This window comes from Exiguobacterium sp. SH0S1 (assembly GCF_004337165.1).
In the GTDB taxonomy this organism is placed as follows: Bacteria; Bacillota; Bacilli; order Exiguobacteriales; family Exiguobacteriaceae; genus Exiguobacterium; species Exiguobacterium aurantiacum_A.
In genome coordinates this window covers 64,759-85,387 of the sequence record NZ_SJVC01000002.1, presented here as the reverse complement: position 1 = coordinate 85,387, position 20,629 = coordinate 64,759, and the positions used below count along the sequence as shown (strand labels likewise).

18 protein-coding genes and 1 riboswitch are annotated in these 20,629 nt (G+C 54.1%); of the genes, 13 read left to right on the top strand and 5 right to left on the bottom strand.

Annotated elements, in window-relative coordinates; translation table 11 throughout:
• The first annotated feature begins 59 nt into the window (after positions 1-59).
• The 6 genes from EVJ20_RS07250 (at position 60) to EVJ20_RS07225 (ending at position 6,850) form a co-directional block, all read left to right on the top strand.
• The gene (locus EVJ20_RS07250) at positions 60-2,906 is read left to right on the top strand and encodes an EAL domain-containing protein (protein WP_131507566.1); all 2,847 of its coding nucleotides are present in this window, start codon (positions 60-62) and stop codon (positions 2,904-2,906) included.
• Positions 2,907-3,016: 110 nt separating this feature from the next.
• The gene (locus EVJ20_RS07245; protein ID WP_131507564.1) at positions 3,017-4,093 is read left to right on the top strand and encodes a nitric oxide synthase oxygenase; all 1,077 of its coding nucleotides are present in this window, start codon (positions 3,017-3,019) and stop codon (positions 4,091-4,093) included.
• A 19-nt stretch (positions 4,094-4,112) separates the two neighbouring features.
• Positions 4,113-4,529, top strand: coding sequence for an RDD family protein (locus EVJ20_RS07240; RefSeq protein ID WP_236636342.1), 417 nt, complete (start codon positions 4,113-4,115; stop codon positions 4,527-4,529).
• Positions 4,530-4,643: 114 nt separating this feature from the next.
• Positions 4,644-5,495 carry a DegV family protein gene (locus EVJ20_RS07235; RefSeq protein ID WP_070328565.1) on the top strand — a complete coding sequence of 284 codons (852 nt, stop codon included), beginning with the start codon at positions 4,644-4,646 and terminating at the stop codon, positions 5,493-5,495.
• A gap of 20 nt (positions 5,496-5,515) precedes the next feature.
• On the top strand, positions 5,516-5,839 hold the full coding sequence (locus tag EVJ20_RS07230) for a thioredoxin family protein (protein WP_131438813.1): 324 nt from the start codon (positions 5,516-5,518) through the stop codon (positions 5,837-5,839).
• Positions 5,840-5,944: 105 nt separating this feature from the next.
• Positions 5,945-6,850 carry a DUF5996 family protein gene (locus EVJ20_RS07225; RefSeq protein ID WP_131507560.1) on the top strand — a complete coding sequence of 302 codons (906 nt, stop codon included), beginning with the start codon at positions 5,945-5,947 and terminating at the stop codon, positions 6,848-6,850.
• A gap of 15 nt (positions 6,851-6,865) precedes the next feature.
• Here EVJ20_RS07225 and EVJ20_RS07220 read toward each other — a convergent pair whose 3' ends face one another.
• The 4 genes from EVJ20_RS07220 to EVJ20_RS07205 form a co-directional block, all read right to left on the bottom strand.
• The gene (locus EVJ20_RS07220; RefSeq protein WP_131507558.1) at positions 6,866-8,140 is read right to left on the bottom strand and encodes an RNA-binding domain-containing protein; all 1,275 of its coding nucleotides are present in this window, start codon (positions 8,138-8,140) and stop codon (positions 6,866-6,868) included.
• 111 nt (positions 8,141-8,251) lie between these two features.
• The gene (locus tag EVJ20_RS07215) at positions 8,252-8,977 is read right to left on the bottom strand and encodes a DUF4261 domain-containing protein (protein ID WP_236636223.1); all 726 of its coding nucleotides are present in this window, start codon (positions 8,975-8,977) and stop codon (positions 8,252-8,254) included.
• Between the two features lie 85 nt (positions 8,978-9,062).
• On the bottom strand, positions 9,063-11,387 hold the full coding sequence (locus tag EVJ20_RS07210; RefSeq protein ID WP_131507556.1) for an ABC transporter permease: 2,325 nt from the start codon (positions 11,385-11,387) through the stop codon (positions 9,063-9,065).
• A 12-nt stretch (positions 11,388-11,399) separates the two neighbouring features.
• Complete coding sequence (locus EVJ20_RS07205; RefSeq protein ID WP_070328582.1) at positions 11,400-12,098, bottom strand: ABC transporter ATP-binding protein; 699 nt, start codon at positions 12,096-12,098, stop codon at positions 11,400-11,402.
• Between the two features lie 177 nt (positions 12,099-12,275).
• Between EVJ20_RS07205 and EVJ20_RS07200 the strand changes: the two genes are divergently transcribed.
• The gene (locus EVJ20_RS07200; RefSeq protein WP_131507554.1) at positions 12,276-13,106 is read left to right on the top strand and encodes a DegV family protein; all 831 of its coding nucleotides are present in this window, start codon (positions 12,276-12,278) and stop codon (positions 13,104-13,106) included.
• Positions 13,107-13,226: 120 nt separating this feature from the next.
• Positions 13,227-14,909 carry a GGDEF domain-containing protein gene (locus tag EVJ20_RS07195; RefSeq protein WP_131507552.1) on the top strand — a complete coding sequence of 561 codons (1,683 nt, stop codon included), beginning with the start codon at positions 13,227-13,229 and terminating at the stop codon, positions 14,907-14,909.
• Positions 14,910-14,953: 44 nt separating this feature from the next.
• Here EVJ20_RS07195 and EVJ20_RS07190 read toward each other — a convergent pair whose 3' ends face one another.
• Positions 14,954-15,595 carry a homing endonuclease associated repeat-containing protein gene (locus EVJ20_RS07190; RefSeq protein ID WP_070328585.1) on the bottom strand — a complete coding sequence of 214 codons (642 nt, stop codon included), beginning with the start codon at positions 15,593-15,595 and terminating at the stop codon, positions 14,954-14,956.
• Between the two features lie 451 nt (positions 15,596-16,046).
• Between EVJ20_RS07190 and EVJ20_RS07185 the strand changes: the two genes are divergently transcribed.
• The 5 genes from EVJ20_RS07185 (at position 16,047) to ribH (ending at position 20,594) form a co-directional block, all read left to right on the top strand.
• Positions 16,047-16,859, top strand: a complete 813-nt coding sequence (locus tag EVJ20_RS07185) for an undecaprenyl-diphosphate phosphatase (protein ID WP_071398079.1) — start codon at positions 16,047-16,049, stop codon at positions 16,857-16,859.
• 92 nt (positions 16,860-16,951) lie between these two features.
• Positions 16,952-17,094: riboswitch (FMN riboswitch) on the top strand.
• A 150-nt stretch (positions 17,095-17,244) separates the two neighbouring features.
• The gene (ribD, locus tag EVJ20_RS07180; protein ID WP_131507550.1) at positions 17,245-18,327 is read left to right on the top strand and encodes a bifunctional diaminohydroxyphosphoribosylaminopyrimidine deaminase/5-amino-6-(5-phosphoribosylamino)uracil reductase RibD; all 1,083 of its coding nucleotides are present in this window, start codon (positions 17,245-17,247) and stop codon (positions 18,325-18,327) included.
• Positions 18,308-18,949, top strand: a complete 642-nt coding sequence (gene ribE, locus EVJ20_RS07175) for a riboflavin synthase (RefSeq protein WP_070328588.1) — start codon at positions 18,308-18,310, stop codon at positions 18,947-18,949. The genes ribD and ribE overlap by 20 nt, the downstream gene beginning before the upstream one ends.
• Positions 18,949-20,130 (top strand): bifunctional 3,4-dihydroxy-2-butanone-4-phosphate synthase/GTP cyclohydrolase II, encoded by a 1,182-nt coding sequence (locus tag EVJ20_RS07170; protein WP_131464144.1) that lies wholly within the window; start codon positions 18,949-18,951, stop codon positions 20,128-20,130. Before ribE ends, EVJ20_RS07170 begins: the two co-directional genes overlap by 1 nt.
• Entirely contained in the window at positions 20,130-20,594 is a 465-nt protein-coding gene (ribH, locus tag EVJ20_RS07165) for a 6,7-dimethyl-8-ribityllumazine synthase (RefSeq protein ID WP_131504596.1), read from the top strand. Before EVJ20_RS07170 ends, ribH begins: the two co-directional genes overlap by 1 nt.
• Positions 20,595-20,629 lie beyond the last annotated feature (35 nt).

Here is a 20,629-nt window from a genome sequence, read left to right as displayed (position 1 = left end):
GTATAATCAAGTTAACACGTATCGAAACGTGACATTTGTCACACGAAGGAGTGGTGCACATGGGCTTCTTCCGTAACTGGAAGCATGTATTGGAATCAAACGTTGAGCAGGCCGAGCATGAGGGTCAAATCAATATCGATCCGTTATTGCTTGATCAATATCCGGACGCGGTGTACGTCCTGGATCGAGATTTGAACTTCATCGACTCGAACGAAAAGTTGTCGCTTCTCTTCAACAGGGAAGAGGAACGTTTCGTCGATCCTGCCTCCTGGCTTCCAAAAATTGAAAGCGAACGTGTTCACGCCTTTCATCAGCGGGCGCTCCAAGGGGAGACGGTCCATTATGAACTGAAGGCGCTGAATGCGGACAAGCGACGCATTCATCTGTCGGTCACGAACACGCCGCTCTATACCGGGCGGGTCATCACCGGACTGTACGGCGTCGTCAAAGACTTGACGACCCAGATGGAGCTGCGCGAACGGTACAATCGGATGAAAGTTGGACGGACGCTGTTCGAGCGCATCCCGGGCCTTATCCTGATCGAACTTGACCTCGAGTCCGGCGAGTTTTACCATTCACCGCAGACGGGTGAACTGCTCGGGCTGTCTAAACGTCAGTTAGGGGGGATGGAGCGTGAGCATTTCCGTAATATGATTCATGAGAATGAACGTGAAGCATTTGCGGCGGCGGTCGAGTCGCTCATCAATGACCCCGAACAGCACGATTATGAGACTCAAGTCAAGGCGTTCAATCCGAAGCAACAAAAATATTTGGACTTGATCGTCCACGTCGGGATATCGAAAGATCGGAAATCGGTGACGTGGGCGATGTTCGACCTCACGAACTTGGTCGATGCCGAATCGGCGCTCACGAAAGAACGGTTAAAAGTGAAACAACTGTGCGAAATCGTCGACTCGGTTATTTTTGAACGTTACTTCGAGACGAAACAGTTCAGATTTTTGACACCGGGCTTCTCGCTCATCTTTGGCTATACGGAAGACCAGTTCAATACGCACCCGGACTATTGGCAGCGTGTCGTCGTTCCTGACGACGTGCCGAAAGTGAACCAAGCTCGAGAAATGACGCTCAGCGGCAAACCGGTGACGTTTTCATACAGAATCTTCGCCAAAGGGAACGTCAAGTGGGTCGAAGAGAACCGGGAACCAATTTTTTCAGAAGACGGGATCGTCATCGGGTTTCGGACGCTCGTCAAAGACATTACCCAACTGAAAGAACAGCAACAAGAGATCTGGCGCCTCGCCTCGCTCGACCCGATCACGAACATGCCAAACCGTGAGTCGATCACAGGATCGGTCTATCAACTCACGCGCAAACGCGACCCGTTCACGTTGTTCTCGCTTTCGTTCAACCGGATTGCCGAGATCAACAATACGTTCGGCTACGAGCTCGGTGACGAGTGGCGCGTCGCGACGGTGAACCAATTGATTCGTCTGTTGCCACAAGACGCCTTGCTCGGTCATCTCGATGCGGATAACGTCTTGATCGTGTTGCCGCGCCGGATGGAAGACCCAGAAGTGATTGCGCTCGGAAAAGAGTTTGGGACGCTGTCGAAATATCGGTTCCATATTGACGTGTACGACTTGTTCGCGCGCATCTCGATCGGCGTGAGCCGCTATCCTGAAGACGGGGCACAGGCGAGCGAACTGATCAAGCACGCGTGCGTCGCCATGAACCGGGCCGATAAAAAGTTCGGGACGCAACTCGAACTGTATTCATCGCAAATGGACATCGAGTCGCTCAAACGCTACGAGCTGTTGCGTGATATGCGAGGTGCGCTGCAAAACAACGAGTTTTATTTGATGTATCAACCGAAAGTGAACGCCTGGACCGGTCAAATCGTCGGAGCCGAGGCGCTCATGCGTTGGACGCACCCGACGTGGGGCTCGATCTCACCGGCCGAATTCATTCCGCTCGCTGAGGAGAGCAGCCTCCATCTCGATTTGACGAACTGGTTGATCGAAGAGGTGTGCCGCTATATCACGTCGCTCAAACATCGAGTCCCGATCTCGATCAACGTCTCGGCCAAATACTTGTATCAAGAACGTTTTGAACGCGTGCTCGAAGAGATGTTAGACCGTTTCCACGTCCCGGCGTCGTATCTCGAAGTCGAGATCTCGGAGACGTCACTGTTAGACGACTCCCAGCAGATCACACAAGCGTTCGAACGGTTGAACAACCTCGGTATCCCGATCGCGTTTGACGACTTCGGGAAAGGTTATTCGTCGCTTGCTTACTTGCAGGCGTACACTGCCCAGACGATCAAAATCGACCGTATCTTCGCCCATAACGTCAACCAAAGCCGAAAAGCCCAAGGCATCATCCGGAGTCTGCTCCTCATCGCCGAAGAGTTCGGGATGAACGTCGTCGTCGAGGGTGTCGAGATGATGGATGACCTGCTTCGACTCCGTGAGTTCGGTTGCCATGTCATTCAAGGTTTCATTTTCAGCCGACCGTTGCGAGAATCTGATTTTGAACAAGCGCTCGAAGCGGGAACGCTCATCCCGATCGAGGAGTACGTCGAGACGATCCAACCGTCGAACCGGTTGATCCACGCCGGCATCACGATCACGCGGCTGCGCAATCAAGCGGTCGCGGTCGGGACATCGCCGATCGTCATCATGAAGCGCGGTTTTAAAGCGATTGCCTTTTATGGCTCGATCCGGCTACCGGTCGATAGTGATATCAATCTCGTCATCTTGCTTGATGACGGGCAGCCGTCGCTGCCGATTCAAGTGACGCGATTGACCGAGCTTGCGAACGGATTGTATCAATATGAAGCGACGTACGAACAGACCGTCGAACTCGAGAAACGGTTGACCGCGCTCGAGAGTGACAAACCGCGCGGCTTCACGATTCAACAAGCGAAAGATTTAGTCGAAGGATGAGACACAGCGAGCCGGATTTGCCGGCTCGCTTTTTGTGCGCCCTAAAACTAGAAACGGGACGTGATTTTCTCTAAGATGGAAGGGACAGATTAGAAGAGGAGACAGAAACGATGGATCGACTACAGGCAGCCCGCCACTTTTTCTCACAACTTGAAGGGGAGCATACCGAACGGTTACAGGAGATTGAAGCCGAAATCGAGCGGACCGGGACGTACACGCTCACGACGGACGAATTGGCGTCCGGGGCACAACTCGCATGGCGCAACTCGAACCGTTGCATCGGTCGCTTGTTTTGGCAGACGCTCACCGTCCATGACGCGCGTGACGCGGAGACGTTCGATGACGTATTCGAAGCAATCGTCGCCCACCTTCGCTACGCGACGAACGGCGGAAAGATCCGCTCGACGATGACTGTCCTCCCGAACCATTTTCGGATTTTGAACACGCAACTCATCCGTTACGCGGCGTACGAGACGACAGACGGCATCGTCGGTGACCCGCTATCGCTGTCGATGACGAGACAGGCGATGCGTCTCGGTTGGGTCGGGGCTGGGACGGCTTTCGATCTGTTACCGCTCTTGCTTACAGACGGGAACGAGATCCGCATGTATGAACTGCCAGCCGATGCCGTGCTCGAGGTCGATATTCGCCATGACGACGTCGATTTGTTCGGGGGACGTGACGTCAAGTGGCACGCCGTCCCGGCCATCGCTGACATGGAGCTTGAAATCGGTGGACACCGCTTCACATCGGTCCCGTTCAACGGGTGGTACATGGAAACAGAGATCGGGGCGCGCAACCTCGCCGACGTCGAGCGCTACAACCTGCTCCCGCTTGTCGGGGCATCACTCGGTCTCGATACGACAAAAGAGCGGACGCTCTGGCGTGACCGCGCCCTCGTCGAGCTGAACGTCGCCGTCTTGCAATCGTTCGAGCGCGCCGGCGTGACGATTGTCGACCATCATACAGCGGCGAAACAGTTTAAACGGTTCGAGAAAAATGAGACGGACGCCGGTCGTGACGTGACCGGACAGTGGAGTTGGCTCATCCCGCCGCTGTCACCGGCCTCGACCCACGTCTTTCATCGGCACTATGATGACAAGATTGTGACGCCGAACTTGTTCGCGCGGTCAGGTTGTCCGTTTTCAGCGTTTCAAGCCAAGCCAAAAGAGGAATCTAAAGGCTAGGAAACGAAACGAAAGGATGATGAACGTGGCAGTCCCAATCTGGAAACGCGCTGTAGCTAGTCGAATCGATAAAATCCTATTAGAAGCACCCGCGAAACTCGTCGAGAAGACGATCCGTAAAAAAATCTGGCCGGATAAAGAAGTGAAGCATTATTACTTACCGACAATCGTCTCCATCGCAGGAGAAGCCTACTTCTTGCTCAACCGGGACGGGCAGACGATCGGCGACAAAATCGTCGGGATTAAAGTTGTGAGCCAAGACGGCCGGCCGCTAACGCTCGAACAAGTCATGAAACGGACGCTCTACAAGGACGTCGTCTATCCGGCGACGCTCGGTCTACCACTTCTTCGTGCGCTTCAACAGATGAAGTCGAATAAAGACCTCGAACTGCCGCACGATGAGTTCGCCCATACAAAGCTGATTTCGGCAAAATGAACGGGAGCAGGGCGATTCCGCAATCGTTCTGCTTTTTTCTTCGGGGAAGTGGCGGGGAAAATGGGTTATAATGAAAGAGGAAAAAATTGAACGACTACTGGAGGACTACTTGTTATGACAAAAATTGCATGGATCACCGATAGTATGGCCAACTTCTCGAAAGAGGAGGCCGCCCAGCTCGGCGTCGAGATCGTCCCGATCCAATTGATCGTCGATGGGAGCGGCTACAGTGAAGTCGATCTCTCGATTGAGGAATTGCACCGCTACATGATCGACCAAAAGAAAGAAGCGAAGACGTCGCAACCGATTTTTGGTGACTTCATCTCGCGTTATGAACGCTTAAAAGAAGAAGGGTACGATTGCGCCATCGCCGTCCACTGTTCGAACGGATTGAGCAGCACCGTCAAAAACTCGAGCGCAGCGGCTGAGGCGGCTGGGTTTAAAGTTTATACGGTCGACTCGCACGCGGCGCTCGAGGCGCAGCAAGAGCTCGTCCGTCTCGGTCTCGCTGCCGAGAAGGAAGGCAAGTCGGTCGAGGAGATCGTTGCTCTTCTCGAAGCATGGCGTGACAAGAAAAACTTCTTCATGATCATCGGGAACATGGAGACGATGCGCCGGGGCGGACGTGTGTCATCAGGTGAGATGTTCCTCGCGAACATCTTGAACATCAAACCGATCATCACGCTCGACGAATCTGGGAAAGTCATCCCGTTCAAGAAAGTGCGTTCGATCAAAAAAGCGTACGCTGAGATGGTCACCGAACTCGAACGTCTTCATGCGGCGAACGGGATCTATAACAACCGCGTCTTCGTCCAGACGGCGCTCGCTCCAGAGATGCAAGACAACCTCGTCGCCCTCATCCAAGCGAAATTGCCGGAGGTTGACGTCGTGAAGACACGTTTCTGTCCGTCGATTGCGGTCCACGCCGGCTTTGAGACGGTCGGTGTGCTTTGGCTCGACGCTTAAGTTGAAAGGGGGGAGACAGCATGGAGGCTGTGAACACACTTTCGATGTTGAACGAACGGGTCGCTGAGGCCGAGCAGTTGCTCGTCTACGTCTCGCACCCGGGATGCAGCGTCTGTCACTCGCTCAAGCCGCAAGTCGAGGAGATGCTCGTTGATTTTCCCGACATCGAGGCGGTCGCGGTCGATTCGGATGAAGTGCCGGATATCGCCGGCGCCTATTCGATTTTCACCGTACCGGTCGTCTTGTTCTTCATCGACGGCAAAGAGATGCTCCGCCGGGCCCGGTTCGTGCCGATCGGTGAGTTGACCCACCAGCTCGAACGGCTCCAAGAGATGAGAAAGTAAATCCACAGACGTGTGTCTGTGGATTTTTTGATTGTCGTGATGATGTAACGGGAATTAATGAAGTGGTTCTGTCACTTTTGCAACGAAGGAACGGAGGAATCTGTGATGGAGATGATACGCCACTCGGAATGGGCTGAGACAAAGCTCACGCTCCATTTGCTGTCGCAAATCTTGGGGAAAATCAAGTTGGCTTTGGCTCCGCAAGAACCACAATGGACACACGTCACGTTGCCCGTTGCGCTGAGCGGCTTTTCGACTGGCCCGCTCGTGCAAGGGGAGACGTGGCTACAACTCGACGTCGATGTCTTTCAATCTCATATTAGAGTCCAAGTCGGTGCCGACACGTCGGTATTCCCGCTCGAAGCAGGCAAGTCGATCAGTACGTACTATGAAGAAATCATGGGTGCCCTGCGCGCAAACGGCGTCTCGGTCGCCCTCAATCCGAGAACGCAAGAGATGCGGGAGTTACGGATGTTGGACCGTGATGACACACAGCTCGCTTATGACGCCGTGGCGGCGCAACGAGGCATCCGTCTGTTTCAATACGCCGCGCGGGAGCAATTGGCATTTCTCGCGCCGCTCCGCTGCCGGAAAGTGAAGCCGGGCCTGTTTTGGGGAACGTTTGACGTCTCGTCGCTCATCGTCTACGGACGCCCTGAGCCGTTCCCGGAAGATAAAGTCATCGAGAAGGCGGCGTTTGACGAGCACATGGTCGAGTTCGGGTTTTGGCTCGGTGATGAAGCGGTCGATATTCCGACGTTCTTCATCTTGCCTTACCCGTTCCAGTACACCGAGATCGGGACGGAGCGGCTCAAACCGCAAGACGCCTATTATGATGCCGGCAAGAGCGAGTTCTTTTTATCGCTTGAGAACGTAGGAGAAACGAGAGACGTGCAGGCGTTCTTCCGGACGTCGTTCGATATTTTGAGCGAACAGCTCGAGTGGGAAGGGTGCGACCATTACTTTATGCCGCTCGACATGCCGAAACAACAAGAGCCCACAGACGAATGATCTGTGAGCTCTTGTTTACTTTAGGGGCTGGTAGCGAGTAGATGGGCCATTTCCGACACGGATGATTTTCCGTTCGGCTATTAGCTGTTCGATTAGTTTTCGTACAGTGCCTTTACTTTTATTTAAATAAGCTTCGAGTTCTTTCGTCGTGAATTCAGACTGTTGATCAAGCCATTGTTCGAGCATGTTTTCTTCCGAAGATGGCGCTGCAATCATTTGTTTTGGCAACGTCACAACGAAGGCGTTCGGACTGGTTGTCCAGAATGGTCGTTCTAGACTTTGCTTATAACTTTCCTTGATTCGCTGCAAGCCTGTGCCGTAACTTTCAATCCATTTCAGTCGGTACAATACATTCGCTAGCCTTGGATTTCGGCTCTGAGAAATACCTAAATTGATATCTTCAATGGTTAAGCCTTTCACAAGGCCACCGACAGATACGATTTCAATTCGATTTTGGAACAAATGAATCAAGATGCTGCCGCTAAAGCTATAGTCGCGGTGTGTGACGGCATTGACAAGCGATTCTCGTACAGCGTAGCTGGGATAGCTTTCTGTTTCAACACGTGTGAGACCAATAAAATGTGCTGATGTGGCGTTGTTCAAACTAATATACTCATAGACAGATTCGACCTGTTTCAGAATAGATCCGCTGAACTCTTTCCGATCTTGAAATTCTAGTTTGTCATTTCCTAAATAGCGAGCACATTTGATTGAGTGTTCGCATTGGTCGGAAAGGAGAAGTCCTAAATTTGTGTAATACCCATCATCTGTCAACAATCCGAGCGTACGTTGTTGTTCAATGCCAAACTTTACGTTAGCTTGGGTGAAGAAGTGAGAAGCCTCATCGAAGCTCAAATCTTGTTTTAGGCTGCGCATCGTTTCAAAGTTCGTTCCATCAGATTCAATAATCATCTGACGAATATTTTCTTCGGATGCGTTGGTCACGGACGTTCCGGATCGGATGAAGATCCCCGAGGATTTCATACCTTTCTTTTTCAAATGGTATGGACGCCTCGTGCCTCGAGATACTGAAATTTGAATGACGTCTTTTTGTTCCAATTCGATAACTTCTAAAAAAGTGTGTACTAAGATATCGGGTTGGATGGTGTCATGTAGTTTGTTTGACACAGATTCGAGTACTTTATGTGCTTCAGGAACCCCGACGACTGTGCCATCATCCTCAATTCCTATATAAAGGACCCCACCTTGTGTGTTTGCGAAGGCGATCACTTCATGAACAACAGCCTCTGTCAATTGTCGCTTAAACTCAACAGTAGGAGACTCTTTCACATAAAACACCCCTTATCGATTATTTTTATAAATAAATAATAATCGATTATAATCGATTATTCAATAAAAAATGATCGATCGGACTCAAGTCCAAATCGATCATTTTGTTTATCATTCAGTTGTCTGTGGCACGAGGTAGATCAAGCCGAACGGGTTATGGAGCAAGTTGTCGATTGACGTGCGCTCGTCTTCGCCCATCTCGACCGTGAACGTCTTGCCGTCCTCGAACGTGAAGCTGTCGCCGTCACCGAACATTGATCCGCCTGCGATCAAATGGAAGTTGAACGAATGGATGACGTGGATCGCGTCTTCGATCTCGAGCGTTTCTGGTACGGCGACGTCGGCATGGCCGAACGCTTTCATGCCCCACGACACGTACGCCGTCTCTTCTTCCGTGATGGCGGTGAGGAGCGAGTAGTCGAGGGCGAGGTCTTCTTCTTTCGACGCTTGCCATTCGTCTTTCGAATAAGCGACGCCTGCCGTCTCGACCATGACACCGAGTCCGCCGGCGTTCAACAGGGCGTTCGCCCCGCGGCGGGCCGCGGCGATGTCTGTCACATCATTGACGTCGCCGATCAAATAGACGATGTGCGTGTGGCGCGTGAGTCCTTTGGCGATTTTCGGTGTGAAGCCGCTCGTGCTGGCGTGAATCATCGCCTCGGCGAGCGCCGGGTCGCGTTCGACGACTTCGACGGTGAACGCTTTTCCGGTCTCGTCTTCTAACAGCAACAGGCCGGCCATCGTATAGCCTTCGCTATGTAAACTGATCTTTTCGCTCACGGCCTCGGCCGATGGCCAGTTTCCTGGGATGGCGAGCAATACTTGTGTACGGTTCATTAGAATCATCCTCTTCTGCAAATAGTTAGGCCCCTCAAGCGAGAGGCCTAGTCTCTTCTCTTATTATGCCCTATTTCGAGCAAAATTATTCTTGATACGTCTTCAACACTTCTTGGAGCGGGATTTGATCGATCTTGCGCCGGCTGACGAACGTGCTGACGAAGAACAAGAGCGTGACGGCCCCGACCGTATAGAGCACGTAGATCCATTCAAACTCGAGCGGCAAGACGAGCCCGTAGTCCTCGGCGAAGACGACGATGATGATCCGGAGGACGACGAGAGCGATCGGGATGCTGAGGAGTGCCGAGATGAGCGCGTAGACGAAATAGCTGTCGAGGATCATCGAGCGGACCTCACGTCGATTATACCCCATCACTTTGAGGAGCGAGATGACGTAATAGTTCTTCTCGACCGTGAGCGCGGTCAAGACGAACAAGATGCTGAAGGCGATCAAGGCGGAGCCGCCAATCATGACGTTCATCATCAAATTCATATACTCGTTGATCGACTCGGACTGTTCAATCAAACCGTCGCGCGACAGAATCGTCGGATACACCGACTCGTCCGGCCGTTCACTGGCGTAGACGCCGTTGAACAAGTCGCTCGAGGCGCCGTCTGTCAGCTCGTTGCTGAGCATTTCAATCGGCAAATAGACGACGTCACCCGTGAAGTCGTCGGCGATGCCGAGGATCGGGTACGATAACGTCTCCCCGTCGAGCTCGAGGTCGATCGTGTCGCCGACGTCAAAGCTCTGTTTTAAGGCGAGCGGTTCGGTGACGATGACGCCATCGGTTGCAGGGGTCAATTCGTTCCCGTCCCGGTCTCGCAGCCGGTAGAGCGTGTTGTCGTCGCTCAAGCCTTTAAGGGTGACGAGTTGATCATCGACGAACGCGAACGGATAGGCGAGGAACGGTTCCTGACCGTCGGCGAGCATTGGCGGCGATTCCGTGTTCGCATACGCCTCATACGCATAGTCGACGTCGTTCAATCCGCCGACCGTCATCCGGTCGACGGCCCCGTTCATCATGAGCGCGAACACGATCAACAATGTCGAGAACAAGATACCGAGGAAGAAGATGATGAAGCTGCCCGTGCTTTTGACGGCGTATAAATATTTGAACTTCGTTTTCCCGCTGGCCCGGCTTAGCATTCGGCTGACGAGTCGGCTGAGCCGATTGAGCGATATGTTGTCGCGCGGTGATAACAGTGCGAGCGCGCTCTCGCCCATGAGCTTGTAGATGACGGCACCGGCGACGATGCCGAAGAACAGGAGCGGGACGAGCACGGCGGTCAAAAAGACGAGCGGGTTTTGAGCGATCGTGATCGATGGCAACAGATAGAAGTCGAGATACAGGTTTTTGAGCGGGTCGGCGAAGTAGAGGCCGAGGAAGTACCCGATGACGAGCATGAGCGTCGCGAACACCAAGATCAGAACCAAGTAGGGGGCTGAAATCTGGCGCCGGTTGTAGCCGATCGCTTTCAACAGCCCGATCTGACCGCGTTCGGTCTCGAGCATGTTCGAGATGAGAATGGCGACGATGATGACGGCGATCGAGACGATGAATAGGCTAAGTCCGAGCGCCATCGCTTTCCCGGACGAGATCTCACTATAGATGGCCCCGCTGCGCATAATATTCTCCGTCTCCATGACCGAGACGACGAACGGGAGCTCGGCCGTGTCGATCGCGCCGTCCGTGACGCCTGAGAGCCGGAACGATTCCGTCCCGACGACCGCTTCATACGCCTCGTCGGTCATGAGCAGGAGCGTCTGCGTCCCGGCGTCGAGATTGAAGAAGTTCTCATCGAACAGCGGGAGCGTATAGTCCGGGAACAAGACGAAACCGCTCACCGTGAACGGCGTGCCGAGGTCGATCGTGTCACCGATCTCGATCCCGTTCTTCTCGGCGTATTTGGCGTTGAGCGCGACCTCGTCGTCGGTCGTCGGACGCGAGCCCGCTTCGAGGTAAGACTGATTGATCGTCATTGTTTCTTTTAAGACGAGCCCCCGATGTTCACTGCCCGCGAATGGATAAGTGATCAGTTTGGATTCGCGAAGTTCGAGTGTCGCCTCGGGAATGACGGACTCGACCGCGTCGATCCGGGCGCCGATCAAGTCGTCGAAGCGTTCCGGGTCGACCTGTTTCAAGTCGGCGAGCGTATACGTGCCCGAGGCGACGAGGGAGGCGATTTCGGGATCGTTCGCTTCGTCTGCGGTGACGCGGTTGAGCATCTCGACGGCGAAGTCCTCTTGGTTCGACGACGCCAAGTAGTCCTCGGTCGGGACCTCGATCCCGCTGATGCCGTAGAACATCATCGTATAGGTGAGCGAGCTCATGACGATGATGACGGCGATGGCGACGAGCTGCATCCATTTGCCGACGAGCGTCTTCAAAACGTTTTTATACAGCATGGTCGAAACCTCCTAACCCCAAGCGATATCGCGCGCGGCTTGTCGGACCGGGTTGTGCGTCAGTTCGACGATGCGTCCCGAGTTCATCTTGATGACGTCGTCGGCCATGGCGCTGATGCCGGTGTTGTGGGTGATGACGACGACGGTCTTGCCGTACGTCGTGTTCAATCGTTCGAGCAGCTCGAGCACTTTCTTCGAGTTGTCCTCGTCGAGCGAGCCGGTCGGTTCATCGCAAAAGATGATCGACGGGTTTTTGGCGAGACTCCGGGCGACCGAGACGCGCTGCTGCTCACCGCCGGACAGTTGGTACGGGTACTTGTCGCGCGCAGGCGACAGCCCGACCTGCTCTAACAGCTCGTCGATACCGAGCGGTTGCGTCGACAGGTCGGCCCCGATCTGGATATTTTCGTAGACGGTCAAGTTTTGGAGCAGATTGTATTGTTGGAAGATGAAGCCGAGATGGTCGCGCCGAAACGCCGTCATCTGTTCCGGGGACAGGTCGGTCAAGACGGTGTCATCGAACGTGATGTTCCCGGACGTGACCGTATCAAGCCCGCTGATGACGTTCAAGAGTGTACTCTTGCCGCTGCCGCTCGGGCCGAGGATGACGACGAACGCCCCGTCGTTGATCGTCAAGTCGACGTCTTTCAGGGCGGCCGTCTCGATGTCACCGGTCTTGTAAATCTTATTGACGTTCTCGATTCGAATCATAAAAAAACGCCTCCTTTGTCCATGTTATCTTTTACCCGTTTCGGGCGGATTGTGGACCTGGGAGGTTTGAACGTTTGACGAAGACGGGTACATTTTTTGAAAAATTAGTGAAACCGTTTCACCTGTGATAAAATCATACTACCAGGTACTAATCACGATTTTAAAGGAGAGGCTCACATGAAAATTGCCTACATCACGGACAGCACGGTCGTCTTGCCAGATTCGATCAAACACCACCCAGACATCCATATCGTCCCGCTTTACGTCGTCAAGGGCGATCAACCTTATAAAGACGGCATCGACGTCGACGCCGAGACGGTGTACGACTGGATCGATGCCGGCGAGCGCGTCTCGACGAGCCAACCGGCAATCGGGGATTTCGCCACGTTGTATGAAGAGTTGAAGCCGAAGTATGACATGGGCATCGCCGTCCACCTGTCGTCTGACTTGAGCGGCACGTACTCTGCGTCGATCCAAGGAGCCGAGATCGCCGAGTTCAAGCTGCTCGCCATCGATTCACGGTCGGGTATTTATACGATGGGTCTGTTGCTCGAAGAACTGATCGAGCGCGTCGAGCGCGGAGACGCCCTTGATGACGTCGAGGCGTACATGAAACAGCGCGTCGAGGACGTCCGGATCGAACTGACGATTCAGAATTTGACGCAAATGCAAAAAGGTGGACGCATCTCGAAATCAAAAGCGCTCATCGGCAACATGCTGCAGCTGAAGCCGGTGCTCCGCTTCGAGGACGGGCTCATCGTCCCGTATCAGACCGTACGGACGTATAAAAAGGCGCAAGCCCACTTGTTCGAGGTCATCCGGGCGGCGATCGAGTCAGGCGAATGCACGGACGTCTCGATCTTCCACGGGAACGTCCCGGAGCTTGCGGAGTCATGGAAACGGGAGCTCGGCGACAAGGTGCCGATCCGCGTCGACACGCTCGCGCCGCTGCTCGGGGCCCATACCGGGTCCGGCTCGATCGGTATTTCTTATTTGAAAGCGAAATAACGGACAGACCGTGGCGTGCGCCACGGTTTTTTCATTGTCACAACTTTCAAACAACGACTGGAATGTTTCCCCAAAACCCTTCATACTATTAAAGAATGTTACAAGAAAAGGGGTGAGACGATGCGATTTCGGAAGTATCTCATAAGGAGCTGGCTCTCATGGTCGCTCGTCTTCATCGGGATCGCCTATTACACGTGGACCGATCTAGAAACGTTCGATTGGGCGTTCTTCTGGTTCATCTACACGCTCGGTGCCTTGTTCGTCATCAACCCGTTAAAGCGGCGGCACCTGCACTTCACATTCCACGAGCTGTTCGTCTTCATGACGTTCTTCTTGTACGGGCTCGTCCCGGCAATTTTGATGGGGCAGTTGCTGTTGTTGACATTCCAGGCACGGACGTTCAACAAAAAAGTCGGCCGCCGGCGCTTCTTACACTTTTATCCGCTCAACACGCTGATCGAGGCGATGATTCTCGTCATCCCGGGTCTCGTCTACTTTTCACTCGGAGGTGAGATCGGGTCGACCGTCCACTTGCTCGAGCAAGGAGTGGCACTGATCGGTTTCTTCGGAGTGCTTTATCTCGTCCTCGGCTTCAGCTTCGTCATGTCCCGGTTCTTGATCGGGGAGCGGATCCCGCTGCCGATCATGTGGCGGCTGTTACGGTTCGATTGGCTCGTCATCTCGCTCGAGCTGTTGTTCACGATGGTCGCGCTCGAGGCGTTCCAACTGTTCGGGTATGTCGGGTTGATGGCGACATTCCTGCTCTTGTCGATCTTGAAGATGGGGTTGTCGAAAGCGACGCAAACAGAAGAGACGCAATCGAAGATCGATCAAGTCGAGCGGTTGAAAGAACAGCTCTATCGCGTCGACAGCGAAGCGCTGTTAATTGAAAAGTTTTGGAACGGCTTACGGGAAATCGTCGAGGTCGAACGCGGTTGGCTTCAAATCAATCGAGACGGGGAGCAAACGTTTTATGATGTGCGGGGGCAAAAAGCGGAAGTGGTCGCTGATGCGTATACGCTCGAGCGGCACCGTGACGCGAGTGAGCCGTACTTTCTGTACGATTCGCTCCACGAGTGGCACCCGGAGCTTCAAGTGAACCAAAGCGAACTGCATCATTCCGCGCTCGTCATTCAACCGGTGACGAGCACGACGAACGCGGTCAGTTGTATGATTTCGACGACGGCGAACGGGGCCTATGATGAGGCGCTCGTGGTCGAGATTCACCGCTTGCTCAAGACGCTATCGTGGTCACTCGAGCGGATCGATGAACGGGATCGGCTCCAGCACGAGAGTCTGACCGATCCGTTGACCGGGTTGCCGAACCAACGGGCGTTGAAACGTTGGACGAAAGAGCGGCTGAACGACGTCGCGTCGTATCCGTTGTCGGTCTTTTTAATCGACCTCGACCATTTTAAATCGATTAACGATACGTACGGCCATGCGTTCGGTGACGAAGTGTTGATTGAAGCGGGGGTCCTGTTCAACCGGCTCGTCCGGAGCAGTGACCTCGTCACGCGTTACGGCGGCGAAGAGTTCGTCTTCGTGTTCCCGAGGACGAACGAGGCGGCGGGGATTGTGACCGGTGAGAAAATTCGGCAAGCGCTCCGGTCACATGCTTTCGGGACGGAAGGGATCCGGGTCCAAGTGACGGCGAGCATCGGCATCGAGACGATTCATGAGTACGAAGAGCTCGATACGGTGTTGCGACATGCCGACCGGGCGATGTACGTCGGGGCGAAGTTTAACGGTCGCGACCGTGTCGCCCATTACCGGGACACGTCGACCGAACGAATTCAATGAAAAAAAGGAGGACCGTTAAACGGTTCTCCTTTTTGAATGAATGATTATGATTTCTGGCTGAACATGTCGGACTCGACCGCATGGATGGCAGCGGACCAAGACCCGTAACGATGCAAGATCGCTTTCGTAGATGGCTTGTTGTTGCGTTTCGCCCATTCTCGGTACGCCTCGAATGAAAGAGAGAAGCCCATCTCATGAATCGCTTCTCGAAGAGCGTTCGACAACTCTGACTTCGAGTAAGTCACGCTCGCCTCAAGCCCGGCTTCGGCGCAGGCGTCATGCCACGAACCGAACGTCTTGACGATGTGGTAATGGCTCGGTGCTTTCGGATGTAGTTTCCGCCATTCTTGATATTTCTTCAGCGTGATGATCGAACCCATGTCCCGTGAATAGAGGGCAAGCGTCTCGACGATATCATCGCGTGTATATTTTGGCATTTTATCGGGTAAATCAACGGCGATTTCCCCATGCCATTCATAGCCGGCGATGGCGAGTGCCTCGGCCCATGATCCGAACTGTCGAATGATCGATTCGGGAGACGGCCAGTTTTGCTCCATCGCGAAACGACGATAGACAGAGCGACGAGGACGTTCCTTTAATAAATCCCCGAGCAAACGAATACAGTGAATCATGCGTTGCTGTTCGGTTGATAAGTGATGAGTATTAGTGGATAGCGTTTGACTCAATGATGGTTCCTCCTTCCATGGACTCATATCTGAACCGACAATGATGACGAAAGTGCTTCTACAATCATACTATCGGATAGTTTTTACGATTTATAAGCGCTTTTGTAAGTTTTTTATGTTAAAAATGGGACGTGATAGGTCTAAAGTCGGATGAAAGATTGAAAAAAAAGGTAACATGTATATTACAAATTTAATATTATATGGGTTCATTTGTAAACAAAAAGTTTTATATTTGGTAAATTATACGAATTCCATACAAAAATGTACCCAGCTGGACAATGGGGTCATCACCGTTGTCCAGTTGAGTACTCCTCTATAATAAATTTAATTTTCAGACTAATCAATAAAAGTTTTCAAAATATACGAAAAAATTTTAAATGGTGGTCAATGAAACTGTGATTCTGCTAAAATAGCCGCATTGAGCGAATTTGAGAAAAGAGGATATTATGATATGACAATATGGTTATTTTACTTGCTACTTGGTCTCGTCCAAGGCTTCACGGAGCCGATCCCGATTTCGTCGAGCGGTCACTTGGTCATCTTCCAAGAGCTGTTCAATATCGAATTACCTGGGCTGTCGTTCGAGATTTTCGTCAACTTTGCGTCGCTCCTCGCCGTCTTGACGATTTATCGCCAAGATGTCGTCCGGCTCGTCGTCAGTCTGTGGACGTTCTTATTTAAGAAAGACCGCAGCGAGGATACGATGATCGACGTCAAATTCATCGGTCTCTTGCTCGTCGCGACCGTACCGGCCGGCGTGCTCGGCGTGTTATTCGGCGATTGGATCGGTGAGACGCTCAGCGGTGTCGCAACGGTCGGCTATACGTTGATCTTGACCGGGGTCGCACTTTGGTTCATCCGCAACATGCGCGGGAATAAAGGTGACGGCGGTATCACGTTACGTGACGCCATCTTGATCGGTCTCGCCCAAGCGGTCGCGCTCATTCCAGGGATCAGCCGCTCGGGTGCCACGATCGTCATGGCGATGTTGCTCGGCATTAAACAAGAGTCGGCGCTCCGGTTCTCGTTCTTCTTGTTCATCCCGGTCAGTCTCGGGACGATGATTTTGGACGGGCCGGCACTCTTCACCGACCCGGCGACGCGTGATCTGTTCGGTCCGCTCGTCTTGGCGTTCATCGCCTCGTACGCGCTGACGGCCATCTCGCTCAAATGGTTCCAGCACATCATGGCGAAGGGTGAGCTCAAGTACTTCTCGTTCTATTGCTGGATCGTCGGTTTGCTCGTCGTCTTGTTCTTGGCTTGATTGGAAGCGCTGCTCATCAAAGTGGCGCTTTTTTTGCGCTTTTAATTTTGCCTTCGATTCTTTTTTGCGCTAAAGTAAAGGAGTACAAACAAATATTCCTTCGGGGTCGGGTGCAATTCCCAACCGGCGGTGATGGGCGCGAGCCTTAAGTCCGTGACCCGGGCGCACGTGTGCGAACGGTGGATCTAGTGCGATTCTAGAGCCGACAGTATAGTCTGGATGGGAGAAGGAAAAAAGACAGGTCCTCGTGACCTGTGCTTCGTCGTACGTTTTTCTGTAAAGAAAACGTTTATTTGGCTCGCCCAATGACGACTGAAACCTCCCGCCGAGACCCTAAGGACATCCTTAGGGTCTTTTTGTTTGTACGAAACAAGGAGGGAGAACGATGCAACAGTACATGCAACAAGCAATCCAATTGGCCAAGTCCGCTACCGGACAGACCGGTGTGAATCCGCTCGTCGGGGCCGTCGTCGTCAAAGACGGTCGCGTCGTCGGATTCGGTGCCCATTTGAAGGCCGGTGAACCGCACGCCGAAGTACACGCCATTCGCATGGCCGGTGCGTCCGCATACGGTGCGACGATTTACGTCACGCTCGAGCCGTGCTCGCACTACGGGAAAACGCCGCCATGTGCCGACTTGATCGTCGAGTCGGGCATCAAGCGCGCCGTCATCGCGATGAAAGACCCGAACCCGCTCGTCGCAGGGAAAGGTGTCGCCCGTTTGAAGGCGGCGGGGATCGACGTCGAAGTCGGTCTGCTCGAAGACGAGGCCCGTGCGCTCAATCCGGCGTTCCTACGTTCGCTTGAGACGAAACGGCCGTACGTCGTATTGAAGACGGCGACGAGCCTAGACGGGAAAGTCGCGCTCGACACGGGTGAGAGCCAGTGGGTGACCGGGACTGAAGCGAGACGTGACGTCCACGAACTACGGGCGACGGTCGATGCCGTCTTGACTGGAATCGGGACCGTGCTCGCCGACGACCCTGCCTTGACCGTCCGGCTCGACACGCCGACACGTCAGCCGCTTCGGGTCGTCCTCGACCGCGAGCTCCGCTTACCGCTCTCGAGTCAGCTCGTCCGGAGCGCGAAAGACGTGCCGGTGCTCGTCTATACGCTGTCCGATGATGAAGTGAAACGGACCGAGCTCGCTCAAAACGGTGTCGAGCTTGCCGACTATTCGACACTCGACAACGTCCTTCGTGACTTGCATGGTCGCGGCGTCGGCCGTTTGCTCATCGAGGCGGGACCGACGCTCGTGACGTCACTCTTTGACGGACGATACGTCGACGAATGGGTCATGTATCAGTCACCGCGCGTGTTCGGTGGGAACCGAGGCGTCTATCGCTCGAGCCAAGCCGGACCGTTAGATGCGATCGAGCGCTTCGCGATCGGCTCGGTCGAGACGGTCGGTACTGACATCAAGCTCGTCATGAGAAAGGGGGAGTCCGATGTTCACGGGAATCGTTGAAGAAATCGGCAGTGTGAAAGCAGTGAAGCGGAACGGGCCGTCGCTACGGCTCACGCTCGCGGGCAAAATCGTGTTAGAAGACGTGAAGCTCGGCGACAGCATCTCGGTGAACGGGATTTGCCTGACCGTGACGGCGTTTGATCAAACGAGTTTTGCCGTCGACGTCATGCCGGAGACGCTCAAAGCGTCCAGTCTAGATGGGGTCCGCCCTGGAACGGACGTCAACCTCGAGCGGGCGATGCCGGCGAACGGTCGCTTCGGCGGTCACTTCGTCTCGGGACACGTCGATGGGGTCGGTCGCATCGTCAAGAAGCGTCCGCTCGCGAACGCGGTCTACATCGATATTAGTTGCGAGCCGTCGCTACTCCGTTTCATCGTCCCTAAAGGTTCGATCTCGGTCGACGGGACGAGCTTGACGGTGTATGAGGTCACTGAACGCGGCTTCACGCTGTCGCTCATCCCGCACACGTACAGTGAGACGGTGCTCGGGATGAAGCAGGCTGGGGATAAGGTCAATTTGGAATGCGATATGTTGGCTAAATATATGGAAAAGCTAGTGAATCAAAAAGACATGACGCTCGAATCACTTGCGTCGATGGGATACGGAAAGGCGGGATGGTGATGTTTCACACAATCGAACAAGCAATCGAAGATTTGAAGATGGGGCGTCCGATCATCGTCGTCGATGACGAGGACCGGGAGAACGAAGGTGACTTCGTCGTCCTCGCCGATAAGATGACGGCCGAGACGATGAACTTCCTCATCACGGAAGGGAAAGGGCTCGTCTGTGCCGCCCTGGCGGAAGAAGTCGCCGTCCGGCTCGACTTGTCGCCGATGGTCGACAACAGCACCGATCCACACGGGACGGCGTTCACCGTCAGTGTCGACCATGTCGACTCGACGACGGGCATCTCGGCGAGCGAACGGGCCCACACGGTCCGCGAGCTGGCCAATGCGAACGCGCGACCGGCCGATTTTCAACGGCCGGGACACATCTTCCCGCTCATCGCGAAAAAAGGCGGCGTCTCGGTGCGCCGCGGCCACACCGAAGCGTCGGTCGATTTAGCCCGACTGTCAGGGAGTGAGCCGGTCGCCGTCATTTGCGAGATCATCCGTGAAGACGGCGAGATGGCTCGAGTACCGGACCTGGTCCACGTCGCGGAACGTCACGATTTGAAATTCATCACGATCGAGGAGCTCGTCCGCTATATGGAGACGGACCTCGTCGAACGAGAGGCGGACGTCAATCTCCCCTCGGCTAAGGGTGAGTTTCGCCTGATCGGTTATCGAAACGTCCTTGACCGCGAAGAGCACGTCGCGCTCATCAAAGGCGAACTTGAACATGCACCGCTCGTCCGCATCCATTCGGAATGTCTGACCGGTGACGTGTTCGGTTCTTACCGCTGCGACTGCGGTCCGCAACTTGATGCGTCACTCGCTAAAATTGAAGAAGAGGGCGGCGTCGTGCTCTACATGCGTCAAGAAGGGCGCGGCATCGGTTTACTGAATAAATTGAAGGCGTATGAACTGCAGGAGCAAGGGCTCGACACGGTCGAGGCGAACGTCGCGCTCGGGTTGCATACCGACTTGCGTGACTACCGGGTGAGCGCAGGCATGTTGCGTGACCTCGGCGTCACGAACGTGCGGCTCATGACGAACAACCCAGAGAAAGTCGATGCCTTGGAGGCGTGCGGCATCACCGTCGTCGAACGCGTCCCGATCATCGTCGGGGAGCACGCCGAGAATGAACGCTATCGCTTGACGAAACAACAAAAAATGAATCATTTTGGAGGAGAAGAATAATGTTGCATACATTTGAAGGTAACTTGGTTGGTAAAGGCTTGAAAATCGGGATCGTCGTCGGACGGTTCAACGATTTGATCACGATGCGCTTGCTCGACGGGGCGAAGGATGCGCTGAAGCGCCACGGCATCGAGCAAGACGACGTCGAGATCGCGTTCGTCCCGGGCGCGTTCGAACTCCCACTCGTCGCCAAAAAGATGGCGATGAGCAAGAAGTATGACGCCGTCATCACGCTCGGCGCGGTCATCCGTGGGGCGACGCCGCACTTCGACTACGTCTGCAGCGAAGCGGCGAAAGGTGTCGCCCAAGCGAGCTACCAGTCGGAAGTGCCGGTCATCTTCGGCGTCTTGACGACCGAGACGATCGAACAAGCGATCGAGCGGGCCGGCACGAAAGCCGGGAACAAAGGCTGGGAAGCAGCGACAGCGGCGATCGAGATGGCGAACATCATGAAACAATTTTAAAAAAAGGGCGAAGCGATTCGCCCTTTTTTTAGGTA

Excerpts from the sequence above, each read along its gene's own strand:
- EVJ20_RS07250 (WP_131507566.1), top strand. The coding sequence starts at position 60 with ATGGGCTTCTTCCGTAACTGGAAGCATGTATTGGAATCAAACGTTGAG.
- EVJ20_RS07245 (WP_131507564.1), top strand. The coding sequence starts at position 3,017 with ATGGATCGACTACAGGCAGCCCGCCACTTTTTCTCACAACTTGAAGGG.
- EVJ20_RS07240 (WP_236636342.1), top strand. The coding sequence starts at position 4,113 with ATGAACGTGGCAGTCCCAATCTGGAAACGCGCTGTAGCTAGTCGAATC.
- EVJ20_RS07235 (WP_070328565.1), top strand. The coding sequence starts at position 4,644 with ATGACAAAAATTGCATGGATCACCGATAGTATGGCCAACTTCTCGAAA.
- EVJ20_RS07230 (WP_131438813.1), top strand. The coding sequence starts at position 5,516 with ATGGAGGCTGTGAACACACTTTCGATGTTGAACGAACGGGTCGCTGAG.
- EVJ20_RS07225 (WP_131507560.1), top strand. The coding sequence starts at position 5,945 with ATGGAGATGATACGCCACTCGGAATGGGCTGAGACAAAGCTCACGCTC.
- EVJ20_RS07215 (WP_236636223.1), bottom strand. The coding sequence starts at position 8,977 with ATGAACCGTACACAAGTATTGCTCGCCATCCCAGGAAACTGGCCATCG.
- EVJ20_RS07210 (WP_131507556.1), bottom strand. The coding sequence starts at position 11,387 with ATGCTGTATAAAAACGTTTTGAAGACGCTCGTCGGCAAATGGATGCAG.
- EVJ20_RS07205 (WP_070328582.1), bottom strand. The coding sequence starts at position 12,098 with ATGATTCGAATCGAGAACGTCAATAAGATTTACAAGACCGGTGACATC.
- EVJ20_RS07200 (WP_131507554.1), top strand. The coding sequence starts at position 12,276 with ATGAAAATTGCCTACATCACGGACAGCACGGTCGTCTTGCCAGATTCG.
- EVJ20_RS07195 (WP_131507552.1), top strand. The coding sequence starts at position 13,227 with ATGCGATTTCGGAAGTATCTCATAAGGAGCTGGCTCTCATGGTCGCTC.
- EVJ20_RS07185 (WP_071398079.1), top strand. The coding sequence starts at position 16,047 with ATGACAATATGGTTATTTTACTTGCTACTTGGTCTCGTCCAAGGCTTC.
- ribD (WP_131507550.1), top strand. The coding sequence starts at position 17,245 with ATGCAACAGTACATGCAACAAGCAATCCAATTGGCCAAGTCCGCTACC.
- ribE (WP_070328588.1), top strand. The coding sequence starts at position 18,308 with ATGTTCACGGGAATCGTTGAAGAAATCGGCAGTGTGAAAGCAGTGAAG.
- EVJ20_RS07170 (WP_131464144.1), top strand. The coding sequence starts at position 18,949 with ATGTTTCACACAATCGAACAAGCAATCGAAGATTTGAAGATGGGGCGT.
- ribH (WP_131504596.1), top strand. The coding sequence starts at position 20,130 with ATGTTGCATACATTTGAAGGTAACTTGGTTGGTAAAGGCTTGAAAATC.